The organism is Nocardioides fonticola, assembly GCF_039536805.1.
Classification (GTDB): Bacteria; Actinomycetota; Actinomycetes; order Propionibacteriales; family Nocardioidaceae; genus Nocardioides; species Nocardioides fonticola.
In genome coordinates, this window is sequence record NZ_BAAAZH010000033.1 from 54,553 (window position 1) to 68,393 (window position 13,841).

Genomic DNA, 13,841 nt, shown 5'->3' on the forward strand with positions numbered 1-13,841 from the left:
AACACCCATCCCGACGTGGTGGGAGAGCCGGCCGGACGAGGGAGTGAGAGATGGCGACTGATTACGACGCGCCGCGCAAGAACGAAGAGGACCAGTCCGAAGAGAGCATCGAGGAACTCAAGGCCCGGCGTCACGACAAGAACTCCGGCAAGGTCGACGAGGACGAGACCGAGGCGGCCGAATCCTTCGAGCTGCCCGGCGCCGACCTCTCGCACGAGGAACTCGCGGTCGAGGTCAAGCCGAAGCAGGACGACGAGTTCACCTGCATGAGCTGCTTCCTGGTGCATCACCGGTCGCAGCTGGCCGACACCAAGAAGATGATCTGCCGCGACTGCATCTGACGTACGTCGGGCCCGTCCCCTGGAGCACCAGGGGGCGGGCCCGTCGTCATGTCGGGGACGGCTCAGCGGCCGTCCTTGGCGAGCTGCGGCGGCAGGTTGCCGGTGGACTTCACGTAGTACTCCGCGGCCCGGCGCTGCGCGATCATGCGGGCCAGGGCGATGGTCGCCCCGGTGGCCGCCGCCCACGCGACCGCCTCGCCGACCGCGACGTCGGGGTCGGCCGGGTTGACCGGGGGCTTGCGGCCGGTGGCCGCCTTCCAGGTCGTGTCGAGCACCCTCTTGGAGACCTGCGCCGCGGCGACGGAGGCCACGAGCGCGAGGATCGAGAAGGCACGGGAGTTGCCGGGAGCGGAGCCCTTCTTCGCCATGCCGCCCACCCTAGTGGGGCCGCCGGCGGCCGGTGCCACCCCCTCGTGATCCGTCGTGCCCAGTCGAGCCCAGTCGAGCCCGATCAGGATCAGTCGGGCTCAGCCGCGCTCGGCGCGCGCGGCCGCGGTGATCGCCGCGGCCAGCTCGGTGGGACGCCGCGTGCTCAGCAGCCAGTACGGCGTGGGGTCGCGCGGGTCGTCCAGGCGCACGCGCACCGAGCGCTTGCGGTAGGGCCGCAGCAGCAGGTACGCCCGCACGTCGGCGTCGCGGCCGAACGCGAGCCGGGTGGCCTCGGCGTCCAGCGGCTCGACCGAGGAGATGTAGCGCACGGGGAGGCGTGCACGCCCGGCGCGCAGCTCGCCGTCGGCCACGGCGATGGTGGCCGCGCCGTAGGAGAGGAACAGCGCCGCCATGAGGCCGACCGCCACCGCGGTGATGATCCACGCGCCGGTGGCCGGCACGGCCACGATCACCGCCAGCCACAGGGTCGCGATGAGCATGGTGCCCTGCGCCCACCAGCGGATCGGCACGCTGAGCCGTTCGCGGTAGGCGGCGGGGGCGTGGCCCGGGGCGATCTCCTCGCCCGGGCCCGTCGGGCTGGTCACGCCGTCGAGTTTCCCATCCCCGCTCACACCTCCATCCTCTAGGGTCCGCCGGGTGAGCACTGCGGCAGGTCCCGGATCGGTCCCCGGACGCGCGGAGGTGGGGGTCGCGCTGGTGCGCCTCGACTCCGATCTGCCGTTGCCGGCCTACGCCCACCCCGGCGATGCCGGCGCCGACCTGCACACCGCGGTCGACGTCCGGCTCGAGCCGGGGGAGCGGGCGCTGGTGCCGACCGGCATCGCCATCGCCCTGCCGGAGGGGTACGTGGCGCTCGTCCACCCGCGGTCGGGGCTCGCGGCCCGGCACGGGCTCTCGATCGTCAACACCCCGGGCACCGTCGACGCCGGCTACCGCGGCGAGATCAAGGTGCTGCTCATCAACCTCGACCCGCGCGAACCCCTCGAGCTCGCCCGCGGCGACCGCATCGCCCAACTGGTGATCCAGCGCGTCGAGCGGGCCCGGTTCGACGTCGTGGAGGTCCTCCCCGACTCGGTGCGCGGGGCGGGCGGCTACGGTTCTACCGGGGGATTCGGCCCGGCCACGAGCTGAGGCGCCGGGTCCGCCCCGCCGCGAACCCCGATCCGACACCGCCACAGAGAGCCGAACCCGTGAGATTGCGCCGCAAGTCCGCCGCGTCCGACGCCGACACCCCCGACGTCGACCTCGAGGCCGCCGAAGCCGAGTCCGACGCGACCGAGTCCGCCGTCGAGTCCACCGTCGAGCCCACTGCCGCGCTCCCCGTCGACGTCGAGGACCTCACCGACGAGGAGATCGCCGAGCGGGTCGACCTCGGTTCGCTGCTCGTCGCACCCGCGCCCGGCAAGGAGCTGCGGCTCCAGGTCGACGAGGCCAGCGGCACGGTGCAGTCGGTGCTGATCGCCGGCGCCGACGGCGTCGCCGAGCTGCGCGCGTTCGCCGCTCCCCGCAACGGCGACCTGTGGTCGGAGGTGCGTCCGGCGATCGCCGCCGACATGGCGCGTCGCGGCGGCACCGCCACCGAGACCGACGGCCCCTTCGGCGTCGAGCTGCGCTGCGAGATCACGGCCACCCTCGAGGACGGCCGCACCGGCACCCAGCTCTCCCGCATCATCGGCGTCAACGGGTCGCGGTGGCTGTTGCGTGCCACCCTGCTCGGGGAGCCCGCCCGCGGCGGCGACTCCGCCGCCGAGTGGGAGGCCGTGCTGGGCGGCGTCGCCGTCCGCCGTGGCCAGGGCGCGCTGCCGCCCGGCGAGGCGCTGCCGCTGGTGCTGCCCGAGCAGGCGCGTCGTCTCGAGCCCGGTCAGTAGGAGCCCGCCCCATGGGTGAGAAGAGCCGGCTGCGCCGCACGATCAGTGCCTGGGCCAACAGCACCGACCAGCACGCCCGCGACATGCGGCGCACCTACACCGAGCCGGGGCTCGACTGCATCGCCGACGCCCCCGACCGCGAACGCGTGCGGTTGCGCGGCACCCTGCGCACCGTGACGCTGCGCCCGCGCGGCGGCGTCCCCGCACTGGAGGGGGAGCTCTACGACGGCACCGGCGCCGTCACCATCGTGTGGCTCGGCCGCCGTCAGATCCGCGGCATCGTGCCCGGCGTCTCGATGCTGGTGGAGGGGCGCATCGGGCGCCACGGCCACGACACCCAGCGCATCATCTTCAACCCGCGCTACGAGCTGATGCCGTGAGCGAGGCGCGCGACCACGAGGTCGAGGTGCACGACACGGTCGAGGCCGTCGTGCGCAGCCAGCTCGCCAAGGCCCTCGGCGGACGCCGCGGCATGGTCGAGGCGGCGGTGCCGACGATCGTCTTCACCGTGCTGTGGCTGACCACCCGCGAACTCCAGCTCGCCCTGGGCGTGAGCGTCGGCAGTGCGCTGGTGATGCTGGTCGCCCGCCTGGTGCAGCGTTCCAGCGTGCAGTTCTGCCTCAACGCGCTCTTCGGCATCGGGCTGGGCTGGTTCTTCGTCTATCTGAGCCAGCGCAACGGCGGCGACGCCGACGACCAGGCGCTGGCCTACTTCCTGCCCGGCCTGCTCTACAACCTCGTCTACGCGATCGGGATGGCGCTCAGCTGCCTGACCCGCTGGCCGCTCGTCGGCTTCGCGGTCGGCAGCGTCACCGGCGACCCGACCGGCTGGCACGACGACCGCCAGATCGTGAAGCTGTGCACCCGCCTGACCTGGCTGCTCGCCGTGCCCTGTGCGCTGCGGGTGCTGGTGCAGGGCCCGATCTGGCTTGCCGCCCACAGCGGCGCGATCGACACCGACGCCGCGGTGGCGGCGCTCGGCATCCTCAAGATCGCGCTGGGCTGGCCGCTCCAGCTCGCGGTGCTCGGCTCGATGCTCTGGCTGCTCAACCGCGATCAGACGCCGGTCGAGCGCGCCGCCTGATCGGCCGCCTCGGCGATCGCTGCCAGGTCGATGCGACGCATGCCCAGCATCGCGCCCATCGCCGCCTGTGCCCGTACCGGGTCGGCGTCGCCCAGCAGGTCGTAGAGGGCCGAGGGCACGATCTGCCAGGAGAGGCCGTAGCGGTCCTTCAACCACCCGCACATCGACTCCTCGCCGCCCTCCACGAGCGCTGTCCAGTAGTGGTCGACCTCCGTCTGGTCGGCGCACGTCACGGAGAACGACACCGCCTCGGTGAACGGGAACTGCGGGCCGCCGTTGATGCCGCGGAAGGGCACGCCGTCCAACTCGAACTCCGCCGCCATCGCGGTGCCGGGCTCGCCCGGACCGGCGTCGCCGTAGCGGGAGATGCGCAGCACGCGGGAGTTCGGGAAGACCGAGGTGTAGAAGCCGACGGCCTCCTCCAGGTCGTCGTCGAACCACAGGCACGGGGTGATGCGGTGGGTGATCATCGGATGTCCTCCTCGCCAGGGCGCCGGTGCGGCGCTGCTCACCTGCTCCGACCGGTGCCGATGCCCGGACTCATCGGTGCGGGCCGATAGGGTCCCGAGCATGCGCGTCCTGGTCTCCGGCGGTGCCGGCTACATCGGATCCCACACCGTACTGGCCCTCATCGAGGCCGGCCACAGCGTCGTCGTCGTCGACGACTTCTCCAACAGCAAGCCGACCGTGATCGCGCGCCTGGAGTCGCTGTCGGGCACCCACATCCCGGTGCACGCCTTCGACCTCACCGACGTCGACAAGACCAACGCGCTGTTCGCGATCGAGGAGATCGACGCCGTCATCCACTTCGCCGGCCTCAAGGCGGTGGGGGAGAGCGTCGCCAAGCCGCTGGAGTACTACCGCAACAACCTCGACTCGACCTTCGCGCTGCTGGAGGCGATGCGCCGTCACGACGTCGCGAAGCTGGTCTTCTCCTCCTCCGCCACGGTCTACGGCGAGAAGGCACCGGTGCCCTACGTCGAGGACTATCCCGACCTCGCCGCCGCCAGCCCCTACGGCCGCACGAAGGTGATGATCGAGCAGGTGCTCACCGACGTCACCCACGCCACCCCGGGCCAGCGGGTGGCGCTGCTGCGCTACTTCAACCCCGTCGGCGCGCACCCCTCGGGTCGGATCGGCGAGGACCCCCAGGGCATCCCCAACAACCTCATGCCCTTCATCGCCCAGGTGGCGGTCGGACGCCGCGAGAAGCTCAGCGTGTTCGGGGGCGACTACCCGACCGCCGACGGCACGTGCGAGCGCGACTACATCCACGTCGTCGACCTCGCCGCCGGGCATGTGGCCGCGTTGGAGCACCTCGACGCCATGAGCGAGCCGGTGCGCGCCTTCAACCTCGGCACCGGCACCGGCACCAGCGTGCTGGAGCTCTTCCACGCCTTCGAGCGCGCCGTGGGCCGCGAGCTGCCCTACGAGATCGTCGAGCGGCGTCCCGGCGACCTGCCGGCCTTCTGGGCCGACGCCACCCGCGCCCACACCGAGCTGGGCTGGCGGGCCACCCGCACCATCGACGACATGTGCGCCGACACCTGGCGCTGGCAGTCGCAGAACCCGCAGGGCTTCCCCGACTCCTGAGCGGCGCGGCCCGGTGGGCTCGGCCAGGCTCGGCCAGGCTCGGCCAGGCTCGGCCAGGCTCGGCCAGGCTCGGCCTGGCTCAGCCGCCGTGGGAGGACGGCGCGAGCATGCGCTCGAGCTCGTCCTCCTTGTCGGCCGGGACGACGAAGAGCAGCTCGTCGCCGGCCTCGATCGGCTGCTCGGGCGTGGGCACGTAGACCTGGCCGTCGCGGATGATGGTGACCAGCGCGCAGTTGTCGGGCAGCGGCACCAGGCCCGCCGGCTTGCCGACGTAGGGCGAGTCGGCCGGGAGGGTCATCTCGGCGAGGTTCGCGTCGCCCTGGCGGAAGGTGAACAGCCGCACGAGGTCGCCGATGCTCACCGCCTCCTCGACGAGCGCCGACATGATGCGCGGGGTCGAGACGCTGACGTCGACGCCCCAGGCCTCGGTGAACAGCCACTCGTTGCTCGGGTGGTTGACTCGGCCCACCGTGCGCGGCACGCCGAACTCGGTCTTGGCGAGCAGCGAGGCGACCAGGTTGGCCTTGTCGTCGCCGGTGGCCGAGATGAGGATGTCGCAGCGCTCCAGGCGCGCCTCCTCCAGCGAGGACATCTCGCAACAGTCGGCGAGCAGCCACTCGGCGTCCGGGACCCGCTCGGGCTTGATCGACTCCGGTGCCTTGTCGATGAGCAGGACCTCGTGACCGTTGCCGATCAGCTCGCGGGCGATCGAACGCCCCACGGCGCCCGCTCCGGCGATGGCGACGCGCATCAGTGCTCCTCGGGGCCGGCGCTCAGCACGGCGTAGGCGTGGTCGGCGGTGTCCTCGCGCATGACGAGGTGGAGGTAGTCGCCCTCCTGCAGGACGCTCTCGCGGGAAGGCAGCATGCCCTCGCCGAGGCGGTCGATCCAGGCGATCCGGCTGCGCGACTGCTCCTGGAAGATGACGGTGCGGTGCCCGATCCAGGCGGGCGGCACGGGCACCTGGTCGACCCGGATCGTGCCGGAGGGGTCGCGGAAGTCCGGCTCGGCGCCGGCCGGCAGCAGACGGCGCAGCACCTGGTCGGCGGTCCACTTCACGGTGGCGACGGTGGTGATGCCCAGCCGCTGGTAGACCTCGGCACGGCCGGGGTCGTAGATGCGGGCGACGACCTGCTGGATCCCGAAGCTCTCCCGCGCCACCCGGGCGGCGATGATGTTGGAGTTGTCGCCGCTGGAGACCGCGGCGAACGCGTCGGCCCGGCGGATGCCGGCCTTCTCCAGCACCGCCTGGTCGAACCCCATGCCGGCGACCTTGTCGCCGTTGAAGCCCGGGCCGAGCCGGCGGAAGGCGTCGGGGTCGCTGTCGATGATCGACACCGTGTGGTTCCGGTCTTCCAGGGAGCGGGCCAGGGTGGAGCCCACGCGTCCGCAACCCATGATCACAACGTGCACGCTCAGAACCGTATCGCCTAGGGTGGCCGGTCGTGAGTGTCGGTGACGTCTCCAAGCGGATCCTGCTGGGCCGCAAGCTCCGCAGCTCCCAATTGGGGGAGACGCTGCTGCCCAAGCGCATCGCGCTGCCGGTCTTCGCCTCCGACGCCCTCTCCTCGGTCGCCTACGCGCCCGACGAGGTCTTCATCATGCTCTCCCTGGCCGGCGCGTCGGCCTACGTGTGGTCGTGGAAGATCGCCATCGCGGTGGCGCTGGTGATGACCGCCGTCATCGCCTCCTACCGCCAGACCGTGCACGCCTACCCCAGCGGAGGCGGCGACTACGAGGTCGCCACGGTCAACCTCGGCGCGACGGCCGGCACCACCGTCGCCAGCGCGCTGCTCGTCGACTACGTGCTCACCGTGGCGGTGTCGATCTCCTCAGGCGCCCAGTACGCAGCGGCGGCGATCCCCGTGCTCGAAGGACACGAGGCCACCTTCGCGGTGATCCTCGTGGTGATCCTGATGTCGATCAACCTGCGCGGCATCCGCGAGTCGGGCTCCTTCTTCGCCGTCCCCACCTACGCCTTCATGGTCGCCATCCTCGGCATGTGCGCCTTCGGGCTCGTGCGGCTCATCGCCGGCGACCTGCCCCAGGTCGAGAGCGCGAAGTTCGACATCATCCCGGCCGAGGGCATGGACGGCCAGCTCACGACCCTCGCGCTGCTGTTCCTGCTCGCGCGCGCGTTCTCCTCCGGCTGTGCCGCGCTCACCGGCGTCGAGGCGATCTCCAACGGCGTCCCGGCCTTCAAGCGGCCGAAGTCGAAGAACGCCGCCACCACCCTCCTCCTGCTCGGCCTGATCGCGATCACGATGATGGTCAGCGTCATCGTGCTCGCCAAGGAGATGGGGCTGCGCTACGTCGACCCCCGCGAGGTCGACCGGCTCACCGTCAACGGCGTGCCCGAGCCGCTCAGCTACAGCCAGAACGCCGTCATCGCCCAGATCGCCAAGGCGGTCTTCTCCGACTTCCCACCCGGCTTCTACCTGGTCATCACCGTCACCGGGATCATCCTGGTGCTGGCCGCCAACACGGCCTTCAACGGCTTCCCCGTGCTCGGGTCGATCCTCGCCAAGGACGGCTTCATGCCCCGGGCGCTCGGCTCGCGCGGCGACCGGCTCGCCTACAGCAACGGCATCGTCGTCCTGGCCGTCATGGCGATCGTCCTGATCTGGCTCTTCGACGCCGAGACGACCCGGCTCATCCAGCTCTACATCGTCGGCGTGTTCGTCTCCTTCAACCTCAGCCAGCTCGGCATGATCCGGCACTGGACGCGGCATCTGCGCACCGAGACCGATCCGGCCGCACGACGGCGCATGGTGCGCTCGCGGGCCATCAACGCGATCGGCCTGTCGTTCACCGCCGTCGTCCTGGTGATCGTGCTCATCACCAAGTTCCTCGCGGGCGCCTGGATCACCATCCTCGCGATGATCTTCTTCTTCCTCCTCATGCGCGGCATCCGCAGCCACTACGCCAGCGTCGAGGCCGAGCTCGCCGCCGACGAGGACGACAAGGTGCTGCCCACGCGCGTGCACGCGATCGTGCTGGTCTCCAAGCTGCACAAGCCGACGCTGCGCGCCCTGGCCTACGCGCGGGCGAGCCGGCCGAACGTGCTCGAGGGCGTGTACGTCTCCGTCGACGCCGAGTCGACCAACCGGCTGCTGGAGGAGTGGGACCAGCGCGGCATCGAACTGCCGCTCAAGGTGCTGCACTCGCCGTACCGCGAGCTCGTGCGGCCGATCGTGCTCTACACCGCCGAGATCCGGAAGGCGAACCCGCGCGGCGTCGTCGCCGTCTACATCCCCGAGTACGTCGTCGGCCGCTGGTGGGAGCAGCTGCTGCACAACCAGACCGCGCTGCGGCTCAAGGGCCGGCTGCTGTTCAGCCCGGGCGTCATGGTCATCTCGGTGCCCTACCAGCTGCACTCCTCCGAGATCGCGCGCGAGCGGCGGCGCCGCGACGACCTGCGCGTCCACGCCGGCGACCTGCGCTCCGGGCGTGTGCGCGACGCCGGCCGCAACCGACAGATCGACCGATGACGCGGCGCGCCCCAGGACGCCGTCCCACCCGGGCCCGTACCGCCAAGGGCGCCTCCCGGGTCGGGGAGCGCTTCGAGGGCGTCGTCGGGCCGGTCGCCCACGGCGGCTACTGCGTCGTCCGACTGGGCGAACCGGAAGCGCGGGTCGTCTTCACCCGGCACTGCCTCCCCGGAGAGCGCGTCGTCCTGGAGATCACCGAGGGCACCGACGGCGACCGTTTCTGGCGCGCCGACGCCGTGGAGATCCTCGAGGCCTCACCCGACCGGGTCGAGGCCCCCTGCCCGGTCGCCGGCCCCGGCGGCTGCGGCGGCTGCGACTTCCAGCACGTGACGGCGTCCGCCCAGCGCGAGCTCAAGGCCGCCGTCGTCCGCGAGCAGTTGCAGCGGCTGGCGAAGCTCGACGTCCCCGTCGTCGTCGAGGACGTCTCCGGCGGCGACCCCGCGCTCGCTGCCGGACTGCGCTGGCGCACCCGGCAGCGCTACGTCGACCTGGGGGAGGGGCGGCGCGGCATGCGGCTGCACCGCTCACACGACGTCGTCGAGATCGCCGACTGCCTCATCGCGGGTCCGCCGAGCGACCACACCGTCGACGGCATCGCCTTCGACGTCGCCGCCGACGGCTTCTGGCAGGTGCACCCGAACGCCGCCTCCACCCTGGTCTCCTGCGTGCTCGACATGCTCGACCCGCAGCCCGGCGAGCGTTCGCTCGACCTCTACGCCGGCGTCGGGCTGTTCGCCCGGTTCCTGCGCGAGCGGGTCGGCCCCGACACCCGCGTGGTGGCCGTCGAGGCCGACCGCGAGGCCTGCGTGCGGGCCCGGCGCAACGTGCCGCGTGCCGAGGTCGTGAACGGCGCGGTGCACGCCGTCCTGGCCTCGGCGCTCGACGAGCCGTTCGACCTCGTCGTCCTCGACCCGCCGCGGGAGGGCGCCAAGCGCGCCGTCGTCGAGCAGATCGTCGACCGGCGCCCCCGCGCCGTCGCCTACGTGGCCTGCGACCCCGCCGCCCTGGCCCGCGACCTCGCCCTCTTCGCCGAGCACGGCTACCGCCTCGAGCGGCTGCGCGCCTTCGACCTGTTCCCGATGACGCACCACGTGGAGTGTGTCGCGTTGGTGGTGCAGGGGGAGTAGGGCCTCGTCCGCGGCGGCAGGTTTCCCCGGGTCACAGGGGTCACAGGGGTCACGAGAGTCACCGGGCGGCCGGTGACTCTGTCGTTGGTCAGCCGAAGTTTCGTACGCCAACCGACAGACTCAGCTGACCAATCCGTGGTCATCCACAGATTCGAGAGCGCCTGATTCGGGACGGCGTGTCGCCGGGCACACCGGTGCCATGACCGAGAATCCCGTTCTTCCGCCCGCACTCGACCGCGGGCCGGTGCTGCTCCGGCGCGACCTGATCGCCGATGGGTACAGCGACCACACGATCGCCCGTCTCGTGCGAGGGGGTGTGTTGACCAAGCTGCGGTACGGAAGCTACGTCGCCAGCGAGATCTGGGAGCGCAGCAGCAAGGCCGAGCGGCATCTGCTGGTCGCTCGGGCGGTGCTCGTCCGAGCGGAGTCCAGTGCCGTGCTGTCCCACGTGACCGCGCTCGTTGCGCACGGAGCTCCCCTCTGGGGGCTGCCGATCGACGAGGTGCACCTCACCCGCACCGACGAGAAGGCGGGCCGCAGGATGGCGGGTGTCGTCCAGCATCGGGGTCGGCTCGAGCGCGCCGAGTTGGTCGACGTGGCGGCGATGCCAGTGACCTGCCCGGCGCGGACCGCCCTCGACGCGATGGCGGTCCTACCCGCAGAGGTCGCGCTGGTCGCGATCAACCATCTGCTGAACGTCGGCACGGTTTCCCAGGAGGAGTTGGCGCAAGCCGGGTCGGACGCCAACCACGCTCCCGGCAGCCTACGGCGGCAGGTCGTCCTGCGGCTGGTCGATGATCGGATCGAGAGCGTTGCGGAGTCGCGCTTCTGGTATCTGCTCTTCCGTGCAGGGTTGCCGATGCCGATCCCGCAGTACGCCGTCTTCGACGGCCGTCGGGTGCTCCTCGGTCGGGTGGACTTCGCCTGGCCCGAGTACGGACTCTTCGTCGAGATCGACGGTCGCGGGAAGTATCGGGAGCATCGACGCGACGGGGACGACGTCGTCGACACGGTTCTCCGTGAGAAGGACCGGGAGGATGCGATCAGGGCTGCGACCGGGTGGCGATGTCTGCGGCTGACATGGCGCGACCTCGAGAATCCCGAGCGGACGGTCGCCCTGGTCCGGGACGCCCTCGCGGGCCGGATGCATCACCGATGATCGCCGTCCTGGAACGGGATTGGTCAGCTGAGTCTGTCGGTTGTGGGGTCAAGACTTGCCTGACCAATGGCAGGAGTCACCGGGCGGCCGGTGACTCAGACGACCGCCCCGCCCCAACCCCCCCGCACGAACTCCACCAGCGTCGCGACCCCGACACCCGTGGCGCCGGCGGTGAGGTGACCTGAGGGGGAGGAGACGAAGGAGGGGCCGGCGATGTCGAGGTGGGCCCAGGGGAGGCCGGCGGTGAACTCGCGCAGGAACGCGGCGGCGAAGAGGCCGCCGCCCCAGCGCACCCAGTCGTGCTGGGCGAGGTCGGCGATCTTGCTGGAGCGGATGCGCTGCGCCATCTCCTCGGGGATCGGCATGGCCCAGTGGGGCTCGCCGGCGGCGGCCGCGGCGGCGAGGACGTCGTCGACGACGGTGTCGGAGCCCATGACGCCGGTGATCTTGTCGCCGAGCGCCATCACCATGTGCCCGGTCAGCGTGGCGACGTCGAGGACGACGTCGGGCTCGACCTCGGTGGCGCGCACGAGCGCGTCGGCCAGGATCAGGCGGCCCTCGGCGTCGGTGTTGGAGATCTCCACGGTCGTGCCGCCGTAGATCGTCAGCACGTCGCCGGGGCGCATCGCGGCGCCGGAGACCATGTTCTCGGCCATCGGCACGAAGGCCGAGATGCGCACCGGCAGCTCGAGCCGTGCCGCCAGCAGCGTGGCCTGGACGACGGCGGCGGCGCCGGCCATGTCCGACTTCATCGTGGTCATGCTGTTGCCCGGCTTGATGGTCAGGCCGCCGGAGTCGAAGGTGATGCCCTTGCCGACGAGCGCCACGTGGCCGACGGGGTTCTTCGGCGTGTAGGTGATCTCGACGAGGCGCGGCGGCGCGGCCGATCCGCCGCCGACGCCGAGGATGCCGCCGCAGCCCAGCTCGGCGAGCTGCTTCTCGTCGAAGACGGTCGCCTTCACCTTCGACCCGCGCCCCAGCGCCTTGCAGGCGGCGACGACCGCGTCGGCGAAGACCGGCGGGGTGAGGTCGGCGGGCGGGGTGTTGACCCAGTCGCGGGTGGTCACGACGGCCTCGGCCAGCAGCCGCGCCTCGTCGAACGCACGCACGGCCTCCTGGCGACGCGCGATCGGGCTCACGACCACCAGTTCGCCGGCGGCCGCGACGTCCTCGCGACTGTCCTGGCGGTAGGCGGTGAAGCGGTAGCCGCCGAGCAGCCAGCCCTCGGTGACGGCGGCGATCAGCTCAGGGGAGTCGGCGGGGAGGGCGAGCGCCACGGACGCCGCGTTGGTGACCGCCCGCGCGGCGCTGCCCGCTGCGGCCCGGACGCCGTCGGCGCTCACCTCGGCACCGAGGCCGACGAGCACGAGCAGCGGCGAGCCGAGCGCACCCGAGGTGGGCACCTTCGTGACCTCACCGGCTCGACCGCGCACCCCGAGGGAGGCCAGCAGGGGCCGCAGCTTGCGGCCGTACGCCGCCGCGACCTCCTCGCCGCCGGGCGCGAGGGTCGGTGCGGACGACCCGCTCAGCACGCCGACGACGACGGCGTCGGCCTTGGTCTTGGCGGGGTTGGCGGCACGCAGCGCGTAGGACGTCACCGGCGCAGGATATCGGCGGGCCCCGCGCCCTCGGACCGTCGGCGCCCTGGGGTAGGTTCCGGCCATGGCCGACGACGTCGATCCCGTGCTGCTCACCTCGCCCCTGCACGACCGCCACGAGGCGCTCGGCGCCAAGTTCGGGGCGTTCGGCGGATGGTCGATGCCGCTGGAGTACCCCACCGGCGTCGTCAAGGAGCACACGGCCGTGCGGGAGGCCGTCGGCCTCTTCGACGTCAGCCACCTCGGCAAGGCCACGGTCGAGGGCCCGGGCGCCGCCGACTTCGTCAACGCCACCCTGAGCAACGACCTGCGCCGCATCGGCCCCGGCCAGGCGCAGTACACGTTGTGCTGCGACGCCGCCACCGGCGGCATCGTCGACGACCTCATCGCCTACCTCGTCGCCGACGACCACGTGCTGCTGGTGCCCAACGCCGCCAACACCGCCGAGGTGGTGCGCCGTCTCCAGGCCGAGGCGCCCGCGGGGGTGCAGGTCGTCGACCGGCACCGCGAGCAGGTCGTGCTCGCCGTCCAGGGTCCGCGCTGCGACGCCGTCCTGACCGCGGTCGGCCTGCCGGTCGGCCACGACTACATGAGCTTCGCCGTCGCTCCGTTCGGCGGTGCCGAGGTGATCGTCTGCCGCACCGGCTACACCGGCGAACGCGGCTACGAGCTCGTCGCGCCGGTCGACGTCGCGCTCCCGCTGTGGGACGCCCTCGTCGAGCACGGCACCGAGCACGGCCTCGTGCCCGCCGGGCTCGGCGCCCGCGACACCCTGCGCACCGAGATGGGCTACCCGCTGCACGGCCAGGACATCTCCCTCGACGTCACGCCGGTGCAGGCCCGGCTCGGCTGGGCCGTCGGCTGGCAGAAGCTCGCCTTCTGGGGCCGTGAGGCGCTGCTCGCCGAGAAGGCCGCCGGCCCCGCCCGCGTGCTCCGCGGCATCCGGGCCACCGGCCGCGGCATCCCGCGCCCGCACATGAGCGTCTCGCTGACCGCCGACGTGCCGGTCGGCGAGGTCACCTCCGGCACCTTCAGCCCGACGCTGCGCACCGGCGTCGGCCTGGCGCTGGTCTCGACGGCGGTCGCCGCCGACGCCGAGGTCGGCGTCGACATCCGCGGTCGGCGCGAGATCTTCGCCCTCACCGCGCCGCCCTTCGTCCCCTCCCACGTCCGCGACGAGGAGTCCTGAG

Annotated in this window: 16 protein-coding genes; 10 read left to right on the forward strand and 6 right to left on the reverse strand. The window is 72.1% G+C overall.

Features of this window, described 5'->3' with window-relative positions; genetic code table 11:
* Positions 1–50: 50 nt before the first annotated feature.
* Positions 51–341, forward strand: a complete 291-nt coding sequence (locus tag ABD671_RS20610; RefSeq protein WP_344735380.1) for a DUF4193 domain-containing protein — start codon at positions 51–53, stop codon at positions 339–341.
* Between the two features lie 62 nt (positions 342–403).
* Here ABD671_RS20610 and ABD671_RS20615 read toward each other — a convergent pair whose 3' ends face one another.
* Entirely contained in the window at positions 404–709 is a 306-nt protein-coding gene (locus ABD671_RS20615) for a DUF4235 domain-containing protein (protein ID WP_344735381.1), read from the reverse strand.
* Positions 710–808: 99 nt separating this feature from the next.
* Positions 809–1,315 (reverse strand): DUF3093 domain-containing protein, encoded by a 507-nt coding sequence (locus ABD671_RS20620; protein WP_344735382.1) that lies wholly within the window; start codon positions 1,313–1,315, stop codon positions 809–811.
* A 52-nt stretch (positions 1,316–1,367) separates the two neighbouring features.
* On the opposite strand from ABD671_RS20620, the gene dut reads away from it, so the two are divergent.
* From dut to ABD671_RS20640, 4 genes are read left to right on the forward strand one after another with little or no spacing between them, the layout of a single operon-like run.
* The gene (gene dut / locus ABD671_RS20625; RefSeq protein ID WP_425574944.1) at positions 1,368–1,862 is read left to right on the forward strand and encodes a dUTP diphosphatase; all 495 of its coding nucleotides are present in this window, start codon (positions 1,368–1,370) and stop codon (positions 1,860–1,862) included.
* Between the two features lie 59 nt (positions 1,863–1,921).
* Entirely contained in the window at positions 1,922–2,599 is a 678-nt protein-coding gene (locus tag ABD671_RS20630; RefSeq protein WP_344735383.1) for a DUF3710 domain-containing protein, read from the forward strand.
* Positions 2,600–2,610: 11 nt separating this feature from the next.
* Positions 2,611–2,979 (forward strand): OB-fold nucleic acid binding domain-containing protein, encoded by a 369-nt coding sequence (locus tag ABD671_RS20635; RefSeq protein ID WP_344735384.1) that lies wholly within the window; start codon positions 2,611–2,613, stop codon positions 2,977–2,979.
* Positions 2,976–3,683: a DUF3159 domain-containing protein gene (locus ABD671_RS20640; RefSeq protein WP_344735385.1), complete on the forward strand. Its 708-nt coding sequence runs from the start codon at positions 2,976–2,978 to the stop codon at positions 3,681–3,683. Before ABD671_RS20635 ends, ABD671_RS20640 begins: the two co-directional genes overlap by 4 nt.
* Here ABD671_RS20640 and ABD671_RS20645 read toward each other — a convergent pair.
* Positions 3,656–4,153 carry a VOC family protein gene (locus ABD671_RS20645; protein ID WP_344735386.1) on the reverse strand — a complete coding sequence of 166 codons (498 nt, stop codon included), beginning with the start codon at positions 4,151–4,153 and terminating at the stop codon, positions 3,656–3,658. The two genes, ABD671_RS20640 and ABD671_RS20645, sit on opposite strands and share 28 nt — an antisense overlap.
* Before the next feature lie 100 nt (positions 4,154–4,253).
* Here ABD671_RS20645 and galE point away from each other — a divergent pair, with 100 nt between their 5' ends.
* Complete coding sequence (gene galE / locus ABD671_RS20650) at positions 4,254–5,276, forward strand: UDP-glucose 4-epimerase GalE (RefSeq protein WP_344735387.1); 1,023 nt, start codon at positions 4,254–4,256, stop codon at positions 5,274–5,276.
* 79 nt (positions 5,277–5,355) lie between these two features.
* Here galE and ABD671_RS20655 read toward each other — a convergent pair whose 3' ends face one another.
* Together ABD671_RS20655 and ABD671_RS20660 are read right to left on the reverse strand one after the other, a co-directional pair.
* The gene (locus ABD671_RS20655) at positions 5,356–6,027 is read right to left on the reverse strand and encodes a potassium channel family protein (protein ID WP_344735388.1); all 672 of its coding nucleotides are present in this window, start codon (positions 6,025–6,027) and stop codon (positions 5,356–5,358) included.
* Complete coding sequence (locus ABD671_RS20660) at positions 6,027–6,689, reverse strand: potassium channel family protein (RefSeq protein ID WP_344735389.1); 663 nt, start codon at positions 6,687–6,689, stop codon at positions 6,027–6,029. Before ABD671_RS20660 ends, ABD671_RS20655 begins: the two co-directional genes overlap by 1 nt.
* A 32-nt stretch (positions 6,690–6,721) precedes the next feature.
* Between ABD671_RS20660 and ABD671_RS20665 the strand changes: the two genes are divergently transcribed.
* The 3 genes from ABD671_RS20665 (at position 6,722) to ABD671_RS20675 (ending at position 11,053) form a co-directional block, all read left to right on the forward strand.
* Positions 6,722–8,767 carry an APC family permease gene (locus ABD671_RS20665; protein WP_344735390.1) on the forward strand — a complete coding sequence of 682 codons (2,046 nt, stop codon included), beginning with the start codon at positions 6,722–6,724 and terminating at the stop codon, positions 8,765–8,767.
* A complete protein-coding gene (locus ABD671_RS20670) occupies positions 8,764–9,894 on the forward strand; it encodes a class I SAM-dependent RNA methyltransferase (protein WP_344735391.1) in 1,131 nt (376 codons plus the stop codon). The genes ABD671_RS20665 and ABD671_RS20670 overlap by 4 nt, the downstream gene beginning before the upstream one ends.
* Before the next feature lie 244 nt (positions 9,895–10,138).
* A complete protein-coding gene (locus ABD671_RS20675) occupies positions 10,139–11,053 on the forward strand; it encodes a hypothetical protein (protein ID WP_344735392.1) in 915 nt (304 codons plus the stop codon).
* 95 nt (positions 11,054–11,148) lie between these two features.
* Here the strand turns inward: ABD671_RS20675 and ABD671_RS20680 are convergent, their stop codons facing one another.
* Positions 11,149–12,651, reverse strand: coding sequence for a leucyl aminopeptidase (locus ABD671_RS20680; protein WP_344735393.1), 1,503 nt, complete (start codon positions 12,649–12,651; stop codon positions 11,149–11,151).
* A 64-nt stretch (positions 12,652–12,715) separates the two neighbouring features.
* Between ABD671_RS20680 and gcvT the strand changes: the two genes are divergently transcribed.
* Positions 12,716–13,840, forward strand: a complete 1,125-nt coding sequence (gcvT, locus tag ABD671_RS20685) for a glycine cleavage system aminomethyltransferase GcvT (protein ID WP_344735394.1) — start codon at positions 12,716–12,718, stop codon at positions 13,838–13,840.
* The last annotated feature ends 1 nt before the right edge of the window (position 13,841 follow it).

Bases quoted from the DNA above. Each gene is read 5' to 3' on its own strand.
- galE (WP_344735387.1), top strand. From the start codon at position 4,254: ATGCGCGTCCTGGTCTCCGGCGGTGCCGGCTACATCGGATCCCACACC.
- ABD671_RS20635 (WP_344735384.1), top strand. From the start codon at position 2,611: ATGGGTGAGAAGAGCCGGCTGCGCCGCACGATCAGTGCCTGGGCCAAC.
- ABD671_RS20645 (WP_344735386.1), bottom strand. From the start codon at position 4,153: ATGATCACCCACCGCATCACCCCGTGCCTGTGGTTCGACGACGACCTG.
- ABD671_RS20610 (WP_344735380.1), top strand. From the start codon at position 51: ATGGCGACTGATTACGACGCGCCGCGCAAGAACGAAGAGGACCAGTCC.
- ABD671_RS20670 (WP_344735391.1), top strand. From the start codon at position 8,764: ATGACGCGGCGCGCCCCAGGACGCCGTCCCACCCGGGCCCGTACCGCC.
- ABD671_RS20655 (WP_344735388.1), bottom strand. From the start codon at position 6,027: ATGCGCGTCGCCATCGCCGGAGCGGGCGCCGTGGGGCGTTCGATCGCC.
- gcvT (WP_344735394.1), top strand. From the start codon at position 12,716: ATGGCCGACGACGTCGATCCCGTGCTGCTCACCTCGCCCCTGCACGAC.
- ABD671_RS20615 (WP_344735381.1), bottom strand. From the start codon at position 709: ATGGCGAAGAAGGGCTCCGCTCCCGGCAACTCCCGTGCCTTCTCGATC.